Origin of the sequence: Porphyromonas sp. COT-290 OH3588, assembly GCF_000769075.1 — a bacterium.
Taxonomy (GTDB): Bacteria; Bacteroidota; Bacteroidia; order Bacteroidales; family Porphyromonadaceae; genus Porphyromonas.
In genome coordinates this window covers 19,055-35,658 of the sequence record NZ_JRFC01000008.1, presented here as the reverse complement: position 1 = coordinate 35,658, position 16,604 = coordinate 19,055, and the positions used below count along the sequence as shown (strand labels likewise).

The 16,604-nt window shown below is 51.7% G+C and carries 15 protein-coding genes and 2 tRNA genes; 3 read left to right on the top strand and 14 right to left on the bottom strand.

Annotation, left to right across the window (positions count from 1 at the left end; genetic code table 11):
• Positions 1–357: 357 nt before the first annotated feature.
• The 13 genes from nagB to HQ48_RS01140 all read right to left on the bottom strand — a co-directional run bounded on the left by nagB (position 358) and on the right by HQ48_RS01140 (position 11,145).
• Complete coding sequence (nagB, locus tag HQ48_RS01200; protein WP_044231309.1) at positions 358–1,152, bottom strand: glucosamine-6-phosphate deaminase; 795 nt, start codon at positions 1,150–1,152, stop codon at positions 358–360.
• A gap of 39 nt (positions 1,153–1,191) precedes the next feature.
• Positions 1,192–2,412 carry an FprA family A-type flavoprotein gene (locus tag HQ48_RS01195; protein ID WP_044231308.1) on the bottom strand — a complete coding sequence of 407 codons (1,221 nt, stop codon included), beginning with the start codon at positions 2,410–2,412 and terminating at the stop codon, positions 1,192–1,194.
• Positions 2,413–2,437: 25 nt separating this feature from the next.
• Positions 2,438–3,328: a prolipoprotein diacylglyceryl transferase gene (gene lgt, locus HQ48_RS01190; RefSeq protein WP_044186755.1), complete on the bottom strand. Its 891-nt coding sequence runs from the start codon at positions 3,326–3,328 to the stop codon at positions 2,438–2,440.
• Positions 3,329–3,355: 27 nt separating this feature from the next.
• Entirely contained in the window at positions 3,356–4,261 is a 906-nt protein-coding gene (locus HQ48_RS01185; RefSeq protein WP_044231307.1) for a diaminopimelate dehydrogenase, read from the bottom strand.
• A gap of 164 nt (positions 4,262–4,425) precedes the next feature.
• Positions 4,426–5,781, bottom strand: coding sequence for a signal recognition particle protein (gene ffh / locus HQ48_RS01180; RefSeq protein WP_044231321.1), 1,356 nt, complete (start codon positions 5,779–5,781; stop codon positions 4,426–4,428).
• 64 nt (positions 5,782–5,845) lie between these two features.
• A complete protein-coding gene (gene panD, locus HQ48_RS01175; protein ID WP_044186762.1) occupies positions 5,846–6,196 on the bottom strand; it encodes an aspartate 1-decarboxylase in 351 nt (116 codons plus the stop codon).
• Between the two features lie 135 nt (positions 6,197–6,331).
• A tRNA-Gly gene (locus tag HQ48_RS01170) sits at positions 6,332–6,404 on the bottom strand.
• A 22-nt stretch (positions 6,405–6,426) separates the two neighbouring features.
• Positions 6,427–6,509, bottom strand: a tRNA-Tyr gene (locus tag HQ48_RS01165).
• A 34-nt stretch (positions 6,510–6,543) separates the two neighbouring features.
• Positions 6,544–7,053, bottom strand: a complete 510-nt coding sequence (ribH, locus tag HQ48_RS01160; RefSeq protein ID WP_044186764.1) for a 6,7-dimethyl-8-ribityllumazine synthase — start codon at positions 7,051–7,053, stop codon at positions 6,544–6,546.
• Between the two features lie 104 nt (positions 7,054–7,157).
• Positions 7,158–7,847 carry a tetratricopeptide repeat protein gene (locus tag HQ48_RS01155; protein WP_044231306.1) on the bottom strand — a complete coding sequence of 230 codons (690 nt, stop codon included), beginning with the start codon at positions 7,845–7,847 and terminating at the stop codon, positions 7,158–7,160.
• 183 nt (positions 7,848–8,030) lie between these two features.
• On the bottom strand, positions 8,031–9,404 hold the full coding sequence (locus HQ48_RS01150) for an alpha/beta fold hydrolase (protein WP_044231305.1): 1,374 nt from the start codon (positions 9,402–9,404) through the stop codon (positions 8,031–8,033).
• Positions 9,405–9,554: 150 nt separating this feature from the next.
• Complete coding sequence (locus HQ48_RS01145) at positions 9,555–10,010, bottom strand: CYTH domain-containing protein (protein ID WP_044231303.1); 456 nt, start codon at positions 10,008–10,010, stop codon at positions 9,555–9,557.
• 10 nt (positions 10,011–10,020) lie between these two features.
• Positions 10,021–11,145: a DUF2027 domain-containing protein gene (locus HQ48_RS01140; RefSeq protein WP_044231301.1), complete on the bottom strand. Its 1,125-nt coding sequence runs from the start codon at positions 11,143–11,145 to the stop codon at positions 10,021–10,023.
• 769 nt (positions 11,146–11,914) lie between these two features.
• Here HQ48_RS01140 and HQ48_RS01135 point away from each other — a divergent pair.
• From HQ48_RS01135 to HQ48_RS01125, 3 genes are read left to right on the top strand one after another with little or no spacing between them, the layout of a single operon-like run.
• Positions 11,915–13,078 carry an AI-2E family transporter gene (locus HQ48_RS01135; RefSeq protein ID WP_044186781.1) on the top strand — a complete coding sequence of 388 codons (1,164 nt, stop codon included), beginning with the start codon at positions 11,915–11,917 and terminating at the stop codon, positions 13,076–13,078.
• Complete coding sequence (locus tag HQ48_RS01130; protein ID WP_081969679.1) at positions 13,075–14,508, top strand: hypothetical protein; 1,434 nt, start codon at positions 13,075–13,077, stop codon at positions 14,506–14,508. Before HQ48_RS01135 ends, HQ48_RS01130 begins: the two co-directional genes overlap by 4 nt.
• Before the next feature lie 9 nt (positions 14,509–14,517).
• Positions 14,518–15,243: a tRNA1(Val) (adenine(37)-N6)-methyltransferase gene (locus HQ48_RS01125; protein WP_052408911.1), complete on the top strand. Its 726-nt coding sequence runs from the start codon at positions 14,518–14,520 to the stop codon at positions 15,241–15,243.
• Here the strand turns inward: HQ48_RS01125 and tilS are convergent.
• Complete coding sequence (tilS, locus tag HQ48_RS01120; protein ID WP_044231300.1) at positions 15,240–16,595, bottom strand: tRNA lysidine(34) synthetase TilS; 1,356 nt, start codon at positions 16,593–16,595, stop codon at positions 15,240–15,242. The genes HQ48_RS01125 and tilS overlap by 4 nt on opposite strands.
• Between the last annotated feature and the right edge of the window lie 9 nt (positions 16,596–16,604).

Sequence of the window (16,604 nt, the reverse complement as noted above, 5' to 3'; positions counted from 1 at the left end):
GCAAATTCGCCGTCTGCCAATTTCCTCACATCAAACCGTGAGGTAGCCTAAACAAGACGAAAACCGTTATAGAATGTAAATACCCTAGAGCATAGGGCAGTAAATAAAGGCGGTGTTTCAGAATGCACAAAAGGCGGTGTTGCTTTCGACATTTGCTCCGCACGGACTTCATCATCGGCTTCAATCACATACTTTATAGTATGCTCCCGTCAGCCTCAGTCTTAGCGCCTTGTAGTTTGCGCATTCTGAAACATCTTAAAAAAAGGGCTGCGCCAAAAATGAATTTTGACACAGCCCTTTCAATCTAATTCCCCTCTCAATAGAGGACTATCCTATCTGAGTATACGGCACTCGCATTTAGAGATTGCCACGCTCAATATCCTTGAAATAATTGTAGGTGCCAACCTTAAGCTCTAGGCAAGCGGCCTCATCACACACAATGATGCCATGGGGGTGTAGCTGTAGAGCGGTGATTGTCCACATCTGATTAACCGAACCCTCTACGGCCTGCTGCAAAGCACGTGCCTTAGCATGTCCATTAACGAGGATCAGCACCTCACGAGCGTCCATCACTGTGCCTACACCAACAGTCATGGCAGTCTTAGGAACCTTATTGACATCGCCCTCAAAGAAGCGCGAGTTGGCAATGATCGTGTCTGTCGTCAGCGTCTTAACACGTGTACGAGAAGTCAGTGAGGAGCCCGGTTCATTGAAAGCAATATGGCCATCGGGACCAATCCCTCCGAGGAAGAGGTCAATCCCACCTGCCTTGACGATCGCACCCTCATACGCAGCACACTCGGCTACTGCATCTGCGGCATTACCATCAAGAATATGTACATGTTCGGGATTTATATCGATGTGGTTGAAGAAATTGTTCCACATGAACGAGTGGTAGCTCTGGGGGTGATCCTGAGGCAAACCTATATATTCGTCCATATTAAACGTTACGACCTCGGCGAAAGATACACGCCCAGCCTTGTGTGCCTCAATCAAGGCACGATACATACCCAGAGGCGTAGATCCAGTAGGTAACCCAAGCACAAAGTGAGGATGGTCGGACGTAGGAACGAAAGCATTGATACGAGCGATCACATACTCGGCAGCCCAAGAGGCTATGGCCTGAGCATCTGGCTGAATGATTAGTCTCATTATATATTTTGATTAGTTTGATGATGTCCAATTAAGGTTCTATGCGTCAGCCTGAGAGCTATCTGCTGTAAGTGCAGCGGCAACTTCTTGTCCCAGACTCCAAGCGGCATCTACGACCGCAGGCAAATCCGCCATCTTGAGCTCGACTGGAGTACCAATCTGCGTCCAGCCCATTTCTTCGGCGAAAGGCAGTAGCTTCTTGACCGCTGCGGGCGCCCAAGTATAGGAGCCAAAGACAGCATACAAGCGATTCTTGAGATCACGAACACGAAGTAGGTTGAGGATATTCTCAATCGGTGAAAATAGCCCCCCACAGTAGGTCGGGCTACCAACGATAAGTGCCTTGTAAGTGAAAATATCACGCAGGATCTCGGACTGATCGCTCTTGCTAACGTTGTGACAAACAACCTGACTGATGCCAGCCTCGGCTAGTGACTGAGCAATAATATCGGCCATCTGCTCCGTATTGCCGTACATAGATCCATAGAGAACGACCACTCCGTCCTTACCCTCGTAGCGACTAAGGCGATCATAGATCTCTAGAGCTTGTGGGAAATGCTTAGGCGTCCAAATCACACCATGCGTGGGGCAAACGTAGTCGATCGTGAGGTTCTGCTCGCTCATGGCTTTAAGCGCCTTCTGAACGAAGGAACCATACTTCCCAACAATGCAAGAGTAGTAGCGATGCATCTCTCTGAAGTAGAGATCTAGATCAGCTTGGTAGTCGAAGATATGACCATTGAGAGCACCAAAAGTGCCAAATGCATCAGCAGAAAAAAGCACCTTTTGGGTTTGCTCGTAGGTAAACATCACCTCGGGCCAATGTACCATAGGAGCCATCAGGAAGGAGAACTCGTGCTTGCCTACACGGATCGCATCTCCGCTCTTTACCTCCACTAGCCCATCTGTGATGCCATGATAGCCCTTGAGCATATCAAAAGTCTTCTTATTCCCAATGATCTTCACATTAGGATAGCGCTTACGAAGCAAGCCAATAGACCCTCCATGGTCGGGCTCCATATGGTTCACAATGAGATAATCGAGCTGACGCTCCCCAAGAACGGTTTCGAGCTTATGGAAGAAGACGTCGGAGTAGCACACATCGACTGTGTCGATAAGCGTGGTCACCTCATCTACAACAAGAAATGAATTGTAGGACACACCATAGGGTAGCGACCACATATTCTCAAAAAGCTGCTTGGTACGGTCGTTAACCCCAACGTAATAAATAGAGTCTGTAACCTGAGGTACTTGATACATATTATTAGGTGTTTGATTATTATACTTAATTAGTTGGCTGGAGGGGGTGCTTGTAAGCTCGAACAATGAGCCAGAGCCCTACAAGAACGAATGGGATACTTAGGAGCTGGCCCATGTTCAACCCGATGGTTTGTATCATATCTAGCTCCCAGCTCTCTTGCACATTCTTAATGCTCTCCACAACGAGGCGAGCACCGAATATGCCCGTCAAGAAGTAGCCAAGGATCAGCCCAGAGTAGCGTTGGGCAGCATTGCGCTTCCAGTATAGCCACATACAGAAGGCGAAGACAAGCAGATAAGCCAGTGCTTCGTAGAGCTGGGTAGGATGCCAGCCGATAGAACCGGTGAGTAGCCCCTGCTCTACGTCTGTGAGCGCTTCCCCTGCTTTCTGTTTGGCGAAAATATTGTAGTACTCTCCCGATCGCACAAAGCTAAATGCCCAAGGCAAATCCGTTGGGCGACCAAAGATTTCACTATTCATCAGATTGCCTAGTCGAATAAGCGCAGCCGCTAAACCTACTGGTACCGCCAAGCGATCTAGAGTCCAAACAATAGGCTTCTTAACTACCCGACGGGAATAAATCCACACAGCGATGATGATGCCCAGCGTACCGCCATGGCTAGCAAGACCTCCCTCCCAAACGGCGAAAATCTTGAGCGGATTGGCCAGATAGTACATGGGGTCATAGAAAAGCACATGCCCCAGCCTAGCACCAATCACGGTACCTAGTACAACGTATATATAGAGCGAGCTCATCCACTCCGGATTGAGTTTCTCACGCTTCCAGATCTTCTCCTCGATAGCGGGGCCCAAAATCAAAAGCCCTAGAGCAAAGAGCAAACCATACCAGCGGACTTCTCTTCCGAAAATCTCGAAGATAGCAGGGTCTACATTCCAATTAATGACACTAAGCATACTGTGTGGGGATGTAAATCAGATAGATTAACAAAGTTTGGCGATCCACTGCTCACGCTCACCGGGAAGCAAATCAATGAGTGGAATCTCCTGCATCGTATAGCAACCGCTGCTCTGACGCATAGAAGCTCGAGCCACGGCAACGAGGATCTGCGCCGTAAGAGCTGGATTGTTGATGCGCATATTGAACTCGAGGAGCTGATTGTGCGTTTGCCCCGACACGCCCTTACGTACCATATTAACCCCATGGCCCATATCAATGAGCGCATCAACCGAGTCTACGACCTGTACATGCGTTTCGTCGTGGACAAAGTATTCGTCCGCCTTGATGGCCGCTTTGACTTGATCAGCCTCATACCCGTCCTCTAGCTCGACATAAACCATACGTCTGTGAATACCAGTTCCCGTTGGGATTGTCATAGATAGGGCTTTGCGAACGCCCGCAATAGCTTTAACCGCTACTGTATGCCCCATACTCATCCCCGGGCCAAAGTTGGTGTACGTTACCCCCTTGGGGACAATCGCCTCCATAAGCGTGCGAACGATGGAGTCGCTACCGGGATCCCAACCTGAGGCAATGATCGCCACGGCATTATTTTGCAGCGCCTTATCTCCAAGGCTTCGGCGTAGCGCCACGATCCCCGTGTGGATATCGTAGCTATCGACGGTATTGATGCCAAGGCCCAAAATCTCTAGCGCAGTAGACTCCACCAAACGAGTTGGTGAGCAAATGATCGCCACGTCCACTTGCCCAAGCTCCGAGATATGCCCAACCACTGAATAAGGCGAGAGTTCATGGGGGATCTGTGTGGGGTCTCGACGCACAACACCAGCAATCTCAAAATCGTCTGCGGCTCGAAGTGCCTCTACTGCATAGCGGCCGATATTGCCATAGCCTACGATGGCCGCTCTAATAGTCTTTGTCCTCGACATTTTTTCGTTTCTAATCCTATTTCTTTCTGTTATATAATTTAGCAAGACAAAGGTAATCATTTATAACCAAACCTGTGGCCACGCTCAAAGGCAAACGAAAGGCAGGAGATGGATAGCCACACCTACCATCTCCTGCCTTTGATATATCGCTCTATACCGATGGACTAGAACCCAAACTTACCGGGGAACTTGGGCATCTTAGGGAGCTTGGGTATCTTACCCCCAAAGCCTTGCAACTGCTTCATCATCTTACGCATTTGGGTAAACTGATTGATCAGCTTGTTTACCTCCTGCACGCTCGTTCCACTACCATCGGCGATACGCTTACGACGTCGGCCGTCAATAATGGACGGACGCTTACGTTCCTCTGGGGTCATGGAGTAGATGATTGCCTCTACGCTCTTGAAGGCATTGTCGTCGAGCTCTACATCCTTATTATCCTTCATAATCTTGCTCAGCCCGGGAATCATCGAAGCAAGGTCTTTGAGGCTACCCATCTTCTTGATCTGCTGTACCTGTGCCAAAAAGTCATTGAAGTCAAACTGATCCTTAGCGATGCGCTCCTCAAGCCTACGTGCCTCACGCTCATCATACTGCTGCTGAGCACGCTCCACGAGGGAGATGATATCACCCATACCGAGGATACGGTCGGCCATACGGTCGGGGTGGAAAACATCTAGAGCGTCCATTTTCTCTCCCGTACCGACAAACTTAATTGGCTTATCTACGACAGATCGAATAGAGAGGGCTGCACCACCACGCGTATCTCCATCGAGCTTCGTCAAGACAACGCCGTCGAAGTCTAGGCGCTGATTAAACTCCTTGGCGGTATTCACGGCGTCCTGACCCGTCATTGAGTCTACGACGAAGAGCGTTTCTGAGGGCTTGACGGCTGCCTTAATGGCCTCGATCTCACGCATCATCTCCTCATCAATAGCCAGACGACCAGCAGTATCGACGATCACGGTGTCGCATCCCTGAGCCATAGCCTCAGCTACTCCACGACGAGCAATACCTACGGGATCTTTGCTCTCTAGATCGAAGAAAACTGGCACACCGATCTGCTCGGCCAGTACTCTGAGCTGCTCGATAGCAGCAGGACGATAGACGTCGGCAGCGACAAGCAGGGGTTTGCGACTCTGCTTAGTCTTGAGCAGGTTGGCTAACTTACCACTCATCGTAGTCTTACCAGAGCCCTGAAGGCCGGACATCAAGATAATGGCTGGCTGGCCTGAGAGATTAATATCCATAGCCTTACCACCCATGAGCTCGGCCAGCTCGTCATGGACGATCTTGACCATCAACTCGCCGGGGCGAACTGAGGTAAGCACATTCTGCCCTAGAGCCTTGATCTTGATTTGCTCAGTAAATTGCTTTGCTACGTTATAGTTTACGTCGGCCTCTAGCAAGGCTCGACGTACATCCTTGAGCGTTTCGGCTACATTTATCTCGGTGATTTTACCTTCACCTTTGAGGATCTTAAACGATCTCTCGAGTCTTTCGCTTAAATTTTCGAACATGAGCATCTATCTCTTACGCCCGATCCTCCCAGCCATTCCGAGAGCAGGCATCATACTACTTATATTATACAATCTGATTGGTAGCCGTGTCTGGGAACACGACTGCGGGCTTGAAGCCTTGCGCTTCCTCATAGGTCATCCAAGCGTACGCCATGATGATGACGATGTCACCCGGCTGTACCAGACGAGCTGCTGCACCATTGAGGCAAACGACCCCAGAACCACGCTCGCCAGCTATCGTATAGGTTTCTAGGCGAGCCCCATTATTATTATTGACAATCTGCACTTTCTCTCCGGGGAGGATATTGGCAGCCTCCATCAGTGCCTCGTCTATGGTGATGCTACCAATGTAGCTAAGGTTGGCCTCTGTGACGGTTACCCGATGTATCTTGGACTTAACAAGTTCTACTAACATTATTTCTGTTGTTATACCTTATAACGGGGGCAAAGATACTCTAATTCTCAAAACTATGGATTGGCATAGGAGAGATACTATCCAGCCATAAAAACAAAAATCCAGTAAGCTATTGCCTACTGGAGTCTTTGATAGAGCGGAAGACGGGGCTCAAACCCGCGACCCTTAGCTTGGAAGGCTAATGCTCTATCAACTGAGCTACTTCCGCATTCCCTAAGGAAACAAAAGGGTGGGCAGTGATGGATTCGAACCACCGAAGGCGTAAGCCAGCTGAGTTACAGTCAGCCCCATTTGGCCACTCTGGTAACTGCCCTTCCTTGTTTTGTTTTGCACTGCAAAGATAGACACTATTTTTCAACTGTGCAAATCGGGCGGCACATTTTTATCGCAGCCTCGGCCGCTTCCTCACCCTTATTACCTAGCTTGCCTCCTGCACGTTCCTCAGCCTGAGCCATATTCTCTGTCGTCAGCACGCAAAAAATAATTGGTTTGATCTCGCCAGAATGATACGGTTGCGTCGCATTGAGATAGCTGATACCGTAGCTAACGCCTTGGCAAATGTAGTCGAAGTGAGGCGTATCCCCACGCACGACGCAGCCAATGACAATCACGGCATCTACATTCATCTCTGCTCTTAGGCGTGCTGCGGCATTGGTTAGCTCAAAAGTCCCCGGCACACGCATCACCTTAATCCTCTTCACCTCCGACTGCTTGAGCACCTTGATTGCACCCTCGAGCAGGGCTTCTGTGATATTGCTATTCCACTCAGCCACCGCGATGGCGATGTTGAGTCCCTTACCATCTAGGATCACTGGGGCTTGATGCTCTCTAGACTGAATGTATTCGATTGTAGACATATCCTACTATACGTATTTATATATGGTGTAATGAAAATGTCGCATGATGCAACCCACCCAGTGAGCACCACCATGCGACAAGTGATATCATCGACAAGACTGACTTACTTGACAGCAGCTGTAGCGCGGATAATGTCGGCCTCTACAGTCTGAGCCTCTGGTGCAGTATAGTACTTAGTCTTGATGCTTTGGTATAGCTCTAGAGCTTTCTTAGGATCTCCCAACTTCTCGTAGGCATGGCCTGCCTTGATGAGACAGCTAGGGGCGATAGCATCGTTATCTGCCATAGAAGCAGCCTTCTCGTAGGCGCTGGCAGCGTCCTTGATCTGACCAAGCTGAGCATAACAATCACCGATGAGGCGCTGGATAGATGGAGCTACATAAGCGTCCTTGGCTGTAAACTGCTTAAGTGCATCGAGTGCTTCCTGATACTTACCTGCGTCGTAAAGGCAGATACCTGCATAGGCATACGAGAGGTTGGCTGCAGCAGAGCCCGAGTATTCCTTCTGGATAGCCTCGAAGCCCATATTGGCTATGCCTTCACCCTTGAGGGCTGTGCTGTCCTGTCCCATGAGGAATCGGTCCTCAGCTACATACATCGCAGCAGAAGCCTTCTCTGCGGCAGGCTTACTCACCTTATTGACGTACACGAAAGCACCAACACCAATCAGGATAAGGGCACCGAGGGCGATGAGGATCTTCTTCAGATTTTTCTCTAGGAACTGCTCTCCCTGCACCATAGCTTCCTCTACCTGTGTCTCTAGTTCAGAATTTTGAAGATGTTTTTTAGACATACTTAACTAGCTTGTATTATTTAATTTGTTTATAATCCTAATTATTACCCCTGCAAAGTTAAGAATAAGTCATTATAAACCAAAAGCCTTTTAGGCCAAATAAGGGGAGGAATAGTACCCCTTGGCATACCTAAGCCTGACGAGCCTGAGCCTAATACCAGAGGTTTGGAGCTCTCTCGCCCACTACATCTGTATCGGAGAGATCTCTTGCAGCCGATCGATGAGCCAAGCTATGACCTCTGGCTCTATGGTTGTTTTGATTTGTCCGTACTCCATAGGCGACCCAGTCTTAGCTCTCTGCATCAAATGATTCAACCCCTCAAACACGCGCACCCGAGCACTGGGGACAAGCTCCTCTAGCCTACTGGCATTACTAGGGAAGACCTGCATATCTAGAGAGCCATATATCCCGATGATCGGGCATCGAACCGCCTGCCATGTGGCAGCAGGATCGGTCTTGACGAACTGACGGAACCAAGGCGTGGCTACCTGCCCCACGGTCTGCTTGACAAACGCATCAATTTGGCTAGGCTGGAGCAAGCCCGATCTGCCTGCCTGCTGACGCACAAGCTCTTCGACACGCACAGACAAATCCTGCATGGAGAGCTTATCGTCCGCGGCTAGGGCGTAGACCTGCTCATTGACCGCTCTATTCTGCGCTTGCTGCTCTGCGGTTAGCCCCATGAGCTCCGAGGCTCGATCCATCTGTTTGAGCAGAAGTTCCCCAAATGGTTCTGTGGGAGCGGCAAGGCTAACGACGCCGGAAACCATGGGGTTTCGGCTAGCCACCGAAGCTGCTAGATAGCCACCCTCGCTATGGCCAAGTAGGACGATACGCCCAGGGTCTACCTCCTCAACCTCGGCAATCCCTTTGTAGACGCTCTCAGCATCTAGGATTAGGTCGTCGAGCAGTGCCTCTACATACTTACCCGTGCTCTTGCCTACCCCACGATCGTCGTAGCGAAAGACAGCATAGCCTGCTCGTGCTAGAGCATCGGCAAGCACGGCAAAGGGCTTATGCCCGAAGAGCTCCTCATCTCTATTCTGTGGGCCACTACCCGTAATCAAGACCACAATGGGGAGCCTACCCACTCTCTGCTTAGGTAAGGTAAGCGTGCCAACAAGACTAATCCCCTGAGGGTGGCCTCCAATGGTCAGCTCTCGCTCGATATAGGGCAGACTGGCTACGACGGGAGCTGGTGCTTTGACCTCTCGAGCGAACTGTAGCTGGGTAGAGAATCCACCTTGGGCGAACTGCCCGAGAAGCTCATCTCCCGAGCGTACAGCCTCGTACTTCAACCCCAAAGGGCTGACACCAAGAGAGAGGCTATCTCCACGAACACTGAGAGCATCAACTGGGATACCGTATGCCCCTTGGGTAGGACTATCGAGAGTAGCAGTCCATCTGTCCTGATTGTGTTTGAGGTGTAGCACAAGCTGTAGCTTGCCCATAGGCGTCTGTAGGGCGCCTCGCCATGAGCCTATCATAGGACTCTGAGCTACGGCGGCAAGGCCAAACAGCCCAATGAGAGCCAAGGCAAATATGTACTTCTTCATTATTATCGTTATTATAGGAGTATGCCAGTCCTATCTAGTCTAATGTCACAAAGCTAAAGAATTCGGAACTATATCGTATACCCACCTATAGCGAGGCGAGGCCCAAGCGCATGCGCCCCCTGCCTTATTTTGTTCGCTCCTCTACGCTCGTCAGAGATTAGACTGGCTAAGCGCCACAGTGGCGTTGTAATAGCGACGATCGCCCGTTACCTCCTGCCCAACCCAAGGCGGGAGCTCGTAGGTCTCATCGGCGCGCTCCACCTCCAGCTCCGCTAGAGTCAGCCCCTCGTGGCGACCGAGAAATACATCTACCTCCCACGTATGCCCTGCGTAGGGTACGAGGTAGCGATCCTTGACGAGGGTTCGCCCAGAGCATAGCTTCATCAGCTCGCGTGCCTCGGCCACGGGGATCTCATACTCCCATTCGTCTCGCATCAGCCCAGACGGATCCGACGCTCCCTTAATAGTCAAGAAGGCTTCCTCGTCTCTGATGCGCACACGCACTGTGGGGCGCGTGGCGAGATACCCCTGCTCGATGTGGTAAACCTTAGTAGCTTGGGCTCTGAAACTCTCGTCCACGACGAGGTATTTGTGCTCAATCTCCATGGTATATAGTCTACTTGGGCTGATTGCCTATGGTAACCTGCGTAGCCCCGTAGCTATACTCCTTAAACGAAGCGTCCTGATAGCGACAGTGCTTGTAGCGATACCTGAGCTCACCCTCTATCTTATTGCGCAGTACGCCCTCGCCTTTGCCATGAATGAAGACGATCTTACGCCCCGGGTGCTTGAGGTGCTGCTGCATCACTTCGTTGAATTTGTCTAGCTGATAGCGCAGGATTTCGGCATTGCCCATGCCAGTAGTATCGTCGAGTAGCTCATCGATATGCAGATCTACGACAAGAGGTTCGTCCAGCTTAGGGGCAGGCTGCGACACCGACTGCTTGCGTGCAGGCTCGCTCTTGCTGGTACGCTGCGTCATCGCCTCGGCGAGTGCCTCGACATTTGGTTTGGCCTCTACGCCACGCACCACACCTGCACACACGAGCGGCTCTACCCAAGCCCCCTCGTCGAAGAAATCATTCTCCTCGAAGGTATGGAGCTTAAAGAACTTGCGCCCGTCCAGCCTAAACTCCACGCCATAAGTCCCCTTGTAGATCCCGGGGTTCTCGGCAATGGCCACGAGCTGAATGTTGATGCGCTCCAGATCGTTGATGTCTGTGGCGGCAAACTCCTCGACGAAAAGTTTGGTATTTGGCTCGATAATGCCGTGCGCCCTGAGCTTCCAGCCCCGATGCTGCTGGCTACTATATACATAATATAGACTATAGTTGCAGTCGTTGATGAGGTAGGCCTCGTAGTTGGTCTGCCCTAGACGCTTCTCATCGATGGGCAGATAGGCTAGATGGGCACTCACCTCGCCCGTGGCAGGGAGGAAGGTGTGCGCTGCCTTGATAGGACGCTCGGGCTCGGGAGCTTTGGGCTGAGCAGCGGCGACGCTTCTAGCCTGAGGTCTGCCCTCCACCTCTACGGGCTTCTTCTCGAAGGTAGGTGGTTTATAGGCTGGCATGAATGTATCTCCCTGCTCCACGACGACGCACTCGCGTAGGAGTGTAGGGATCTCAAACCCGTCGGGATCCTCTACCCAAGCGGTATCGCCAACTACTCGGGCGACACGTCCACCACCCACGGCATTGAGGAAGCGAACCTGAGCACCAACTTCTATTTTTTTTGCTGACATAATCTTGTATTGTTTATTTTGTTGATAGCCAAAGTTACAACTTTTCGGCGGCGCATCTACACCCACACGACGGCTCTGCCACTGGTTCATCAGGTTCCCTATGCATCGTGGCGGATCCATCTAGCCCCATATACACCTTGTGCCTACTAGCGATGATAGCAGCAGGGCAGCATCAATACTACAAGCTAGCCAACTGACCCAGTTCTATCCAGCAGTAGAGCACATTATGCAGCACTAGTATAAAAGAAAGACCCCTCGGCCATTTCTCCTCCTCTTTGGTTAAAAAATGCAAAGGATTTATTGAGTATTTTGGCGAACGGGGCTGAAATTTGCCGAGAGCAGCGAAGCAACCTAAGAAAATTGATGGGAAGACTCTAACCAATCGGTGGGCTCATTGGCCAAGATATGTCCACCAATCCGATAAGATTGATGGGAGGAAATGCCTAGAAGTACGGCTAGATCACATAAAACAGACCAATAAAACCGAATATACCAATGATTATCAAACAATTACAAAAACCGCTTTTAAGGGGGCATTTTCAACCTGCTGGAGGGCAGGTGCCCTAACGAAGCAGAGTGCCGTGTAGAGCCTCCTAGAGGGCAAATGCGAGGCCTATGTATTTTCGCTCGGCGCAAACAGAGGTTTCCCCACCAACATTCTGAAAATTGGTCTAAAATATAAATTCTGCAGTTGCACGACGAACTTTGGCTAGTTGCTAGCAAATGACGAACTTTGGAGGGCAACTTTTAAGCATTTTAGTACTCAAATATGGATCATTTTTTACGAAAGCCATTCGACCTAGACCGAACGGTACGTATCATTTTCACCACGCTAGTAGGCATCATCTTTATATGGGCTATCTCCGCCATTTGGGAGGTGCTACTCCCGTTCTTGCTAGCAGGGATATTCGCCTATGTGATGATGCCACTCGTACGCTTCTTCCAGTACAAGCTACGTATTCGCATCAGAGGGCTGGCAGTTCTACTCGTTTTTGCCCTTATAGCTCTGGTAATCACGCTGGCTGTCATCTACCTCATACCGGCTCTAGAGAGCGAGGTAAGCAAAACTTTGGAGGCCCTATCGGCATACAGCCAAGGGCAGAGTATCCTAGATATGCTCATCCCCGACTGGCTGATGTCTACACTCAAGGAATCTCTCAACTTCCAAGAGCTCAGCTCACACCTAAGCCCCGAGAGCATCGTCGAGACTAGCAAAACGATTTGGGGACAGATTAATGGCATTGTCAACGGCACGCTATCCGTTTTCTCATGGGGCTTAGTATTCTTCATGGGGCTACTCTACTTCATCTTCATCATGATCGACTTCGAGGATCTAGCTCATGGCCTCATCTCGCTCATACCACATAGCCTCCAATCTCCAGCCAAAGCAGCCCTCAAGGAGGTAGATTTCTACATGAATAGCTACTTCCGTGGCCAAGGCCTCATAGCCCTAAGCGTGACGGTACTCCTAGCCATTGGCTTCAACATCATTGGGCTACCGATGGCCACAGCCATGGCGATTTTCATTGGGCTACTCAACCTAATCCCCTATATGCAAGCCTTGGGAGTTATCCCCCTCGGTCTAATGGCACTCCTTATGGCGGCCCAGACGGGGCAAGGGGTATTCTTCTGCCTACTGCTGGCATACGGTGTACTACTGATCGTGCAAGTGCTACAAGACACGCTGATTATCCCTCGCATCATGGGCGAGAGCATGGGCATGCGCCCCTCTATCATCTTGCTCTCTCTAGCAGTATGGGGCTATCTACTCGGCTTCTTTGGTATGCTCATTGCCCTACCGATGACGATGTCTATCTACTCGCTCTATATGCGCTATGTGCTCAGAGATGAGCAATACATAGAAGAGGTCGATAAGAAGCTCCTAGAGGAAGCCAACATCCGACGAAAGCCACGCAAAAAACGTAAGAAGTGAGCCACGCGACCGTACTACCAGAGGCCTTCTGCCAGCAGATGAGCCAGCTACTGGGGGCAGAAGAGGCGCAATCTCTATGCGCCTGCCTCGAGCAGCCTGCCCCAACCTCTATTCGCCTCAATCGGCACAAATACATACCAGCCAAGATAGTCCCCAGCGACCTCGAGCAGGTACCTTGGTGCTCGTGGGGCTACTATATACCAGAGCGACCAACCTTCACGGGCGACGCTGCCTTCCACGGCGGAGTGTACTATGTACAAGAAGCCTCGTCGATGCTACTCTATCAGATAGGCCAACTCTTGGACTCCTCCGCCCCTCTCGTTGCCCTAGACCTCTGTGCAGCCCCGGGGGGTAAAAGCACCCTACTGCTAGATCTGCTGCCCGAGGGGAGCCTCTTGGTCGCCAACGAGGTCGTTCCTCAGCGTGCGCATATCTTGGTGGAGAACCTCCAGAAGTGGGGCAACCCGATGCACATCACGACGTCCACTCTACCCGAGCGGCTCGGCAAGCTCCAAGGCGCCTTCGACCTAATACTCGTCGATGCGCCATGCTCGGGAGAGGGCATGTTTCGCAAAGACCTAGGGGCACGCAACCAGTGGCAACCCTCCAGCCCCAAAGTGTGCGCCGAGCGTCAGCGCACCATACTGGCAGATATCTGGCCAGCTCTAGAGGACGGCGGTCTACTCGTGTACAGCACCTGCACGATGAATAGGCAAGAGAACGAAGACATAGTGGCCTATCTAGTTGATGAACTAGAGGCCGAGCCAATAGATTTAGGCGAGATAGGCCATGGTGTGTGGCGCTCTACCCTATCTGACTATCCATGCTACCGTATGCTACCACATCGGGCCAAGGGAGAGGGGTTATTTATGGCAGTCTTGCGCAAGGGGGGCGAGTGCACTATCAGAGGCGATAGGTCGAAAAGTAAAAAAGGCAAAGACAAGCAGGGGCGAACCAGCAAAGACTTGCCACAAGAGGTAAAGGGCTGGGTAGATGCGACGAAGACCAAACTGCTATGGGAGGCAGATCAAGGGCGCATAGTCGCCTACCCCGAGGCGCTCGCTCCGATGCTAGAGCTACTCAGAGAGGTCAAGGTATCTCCTATGAGCTACGGCATTCCTGCGGCTGAGGTCAAAGGTAAGTCTGTGCTCCCGCTAGCACCTCTGGCCCTAAGCAACCTGCTGGCTGGCCATGCCTTCGAGCGTGTGGAGCTCCCAGACGATCAGCTCATTCCCTACCTCTCTCGAGAGGCTATTACCCTACCCTCTAGCCTGTCCACCGGCATTAAGCTCATCTGCTATGGGGGGATCCCATTAGGCTTCGCCAAGCATCTTGGCAACCGCACCAACAATCTTTACCCGACGCACTGGCGTATCCGCCATCGTGAGCAGGTAGAGCGTCTGCAAGCCGAGCAAGAAGAATACTGGTAGTAGGGAGGTATGTCGCGCGATTTCCATCTCAAACAGTTCAGCATCAGACAGCAGCGTGCCGCAATGAAGGTCGGCACCGACGCTATTGTTTTGGGGAGCTGGCTTGGCTCCCTAGGGTTCAACCCGCAGAGCTTCCTAGATGTGGGGACGGGGACAGGTATCATCGCTCTAATGCTAGCGCAGGCCTACCCCAAGGCTAGAGGCATCGCCCTCGATCTAGAGCCCAATGCCGTGCTTGATGCTCGGGACAATATCGCAGCTTCGCCCTTCGCCTCACGCCTACAAGTAGAGCAAGCCGACTTCCTCGATTGGACTTCTGGCCCATACGACCTCATCGTCAGCAATCCGCCCTACTTCGAGGAAGACGGCATTCGTAGCTCAGAGCATAAGCGACAGATGGCACGCCACGAGTTGAGCAGTGGGCTCAACCTGCGCAGTCTGATGCAACATGCGTCGGGCCTACTCGCTCCATCTGGCGTACTTGCCCTCATCACACCTTGGGACAGAGAGCAAGATCTGCGCCTCTACGGCGCAGAGTATCTACTTCGCCCCGATACGCTAGTTCGGGTCTATGCGAGCAAGGGTAAGCCTATCAGATTACTTAGCCTATGGCGTCGGCTAGATCTGCACGGCTCATACCAGAGGTGCAGATACGACACGCTCACCCTCAGGGACGAAGCCTCCAAGGAAACACTCGAATTTAAAAATCTAACGAAAGACTATCTCCTAGACTAGATCTGGTCTAGAGGCAACAGCCGAAATTTGATGTACTGCCCCTGCCGTGTGTCTATGGCATAGGTACGATCTGCAATGTGGCCAATCAGCCAGATTGGTTGGTCGCCGAGGCAGAGCAGCAGGGCACGCCGACGCTCCTCGTGCGAGAAATGCCCATCGATGAAGATACGCCTTAGCTTCTTGCGTCCCTGCATGCCGTAGGGAGCCAAGCTATCGCCCTCTCGGCGTGTGCGGATATTAAGCTGTGGCATATCGCCAAGTTTGTCGAGCGAGAAGATAGCCTCGTGCTTGCCACAGCGCAGGGAGTTCAGCATCTTGACACTCCCGACCTCCCATGAGAGGCGGCCAATAGGCAAGTCAATGTATCTACTCTCCAAGATATCAAGCATCGTGATCTCTAGTCGCTCCTGCTCTATCTCGCCCAGCTCCAACACTCCTCTAGAGCGAATAAGGCAATGGCTAGCAGAGAGGAACCGACGCCCAGAGGGCAAGTCGGGCAAACTCTGTGCAATGGCATGGCACTGCTCACTACCGAAGCCGTAGGGTCTGAGCAACTCATAGAGCACTGTCTGTGGGTGTGGAGTACTCATTAACCGAGCGATGTCGATTTGCCCTGCAGTAGGCATCACAGCACGCTTGAGCAGCTCTATGGCATCTAGATAAATCGCCTCTACTCCACGCAGATGCTCTATGGTACGCCCAGAGGACTGTCGGAAAGAAGGGTTGAGCTGCTCGAAAGCAGGAATTAGCTTATGACGGATGTAGTTGCGACGATAGACCTCGTCGCTGTTGGAGCTATCCTCACGGCTCGGCTGGCCAAGTGCGTGCATATATGCCTCGATATCCCTGCGTGAGCAATCCATCAATGGGCGGACAATCCGATCTGTGCGCCTATACGGCATACCACTAAGCCCTCTAATACCCGTCCCCATCGAGAGGTTCAGGAGCATCGTCTCGATCTGATCGTCGGCATTGTGCGCTACGGCCACATGAGCCTCTGGATGCGCCGAGAGGATGCGCGCAAACCACGCATAGCGCAACTCCCGAGCAGCCATCTCAATGGAGATACCGTGCTTCTGTGCGTATGCCTCGGTCTGGTAGCGCTCTACCTCTAGCGGTATGGCGTGCGTATGGCAAAGCGAGCGGACGAACTGCTCATCGGCATCGCTCTCCTCCCCACGCAGCGAGAAATTGCAGTGTAGCGCTCTGAGCTCATAGCCTAGAACAGACATAGCCCTAAGCAGAGCTACAGAGTCTGTACCTCCACTTAGGGCTATATATATGGGTTGCCCAAGACTAGCTAGTCGGTAGCGAGCGATGGTTCGGGCTACAGTTTCTTCTAGTGGCAACATAGTTTAGGC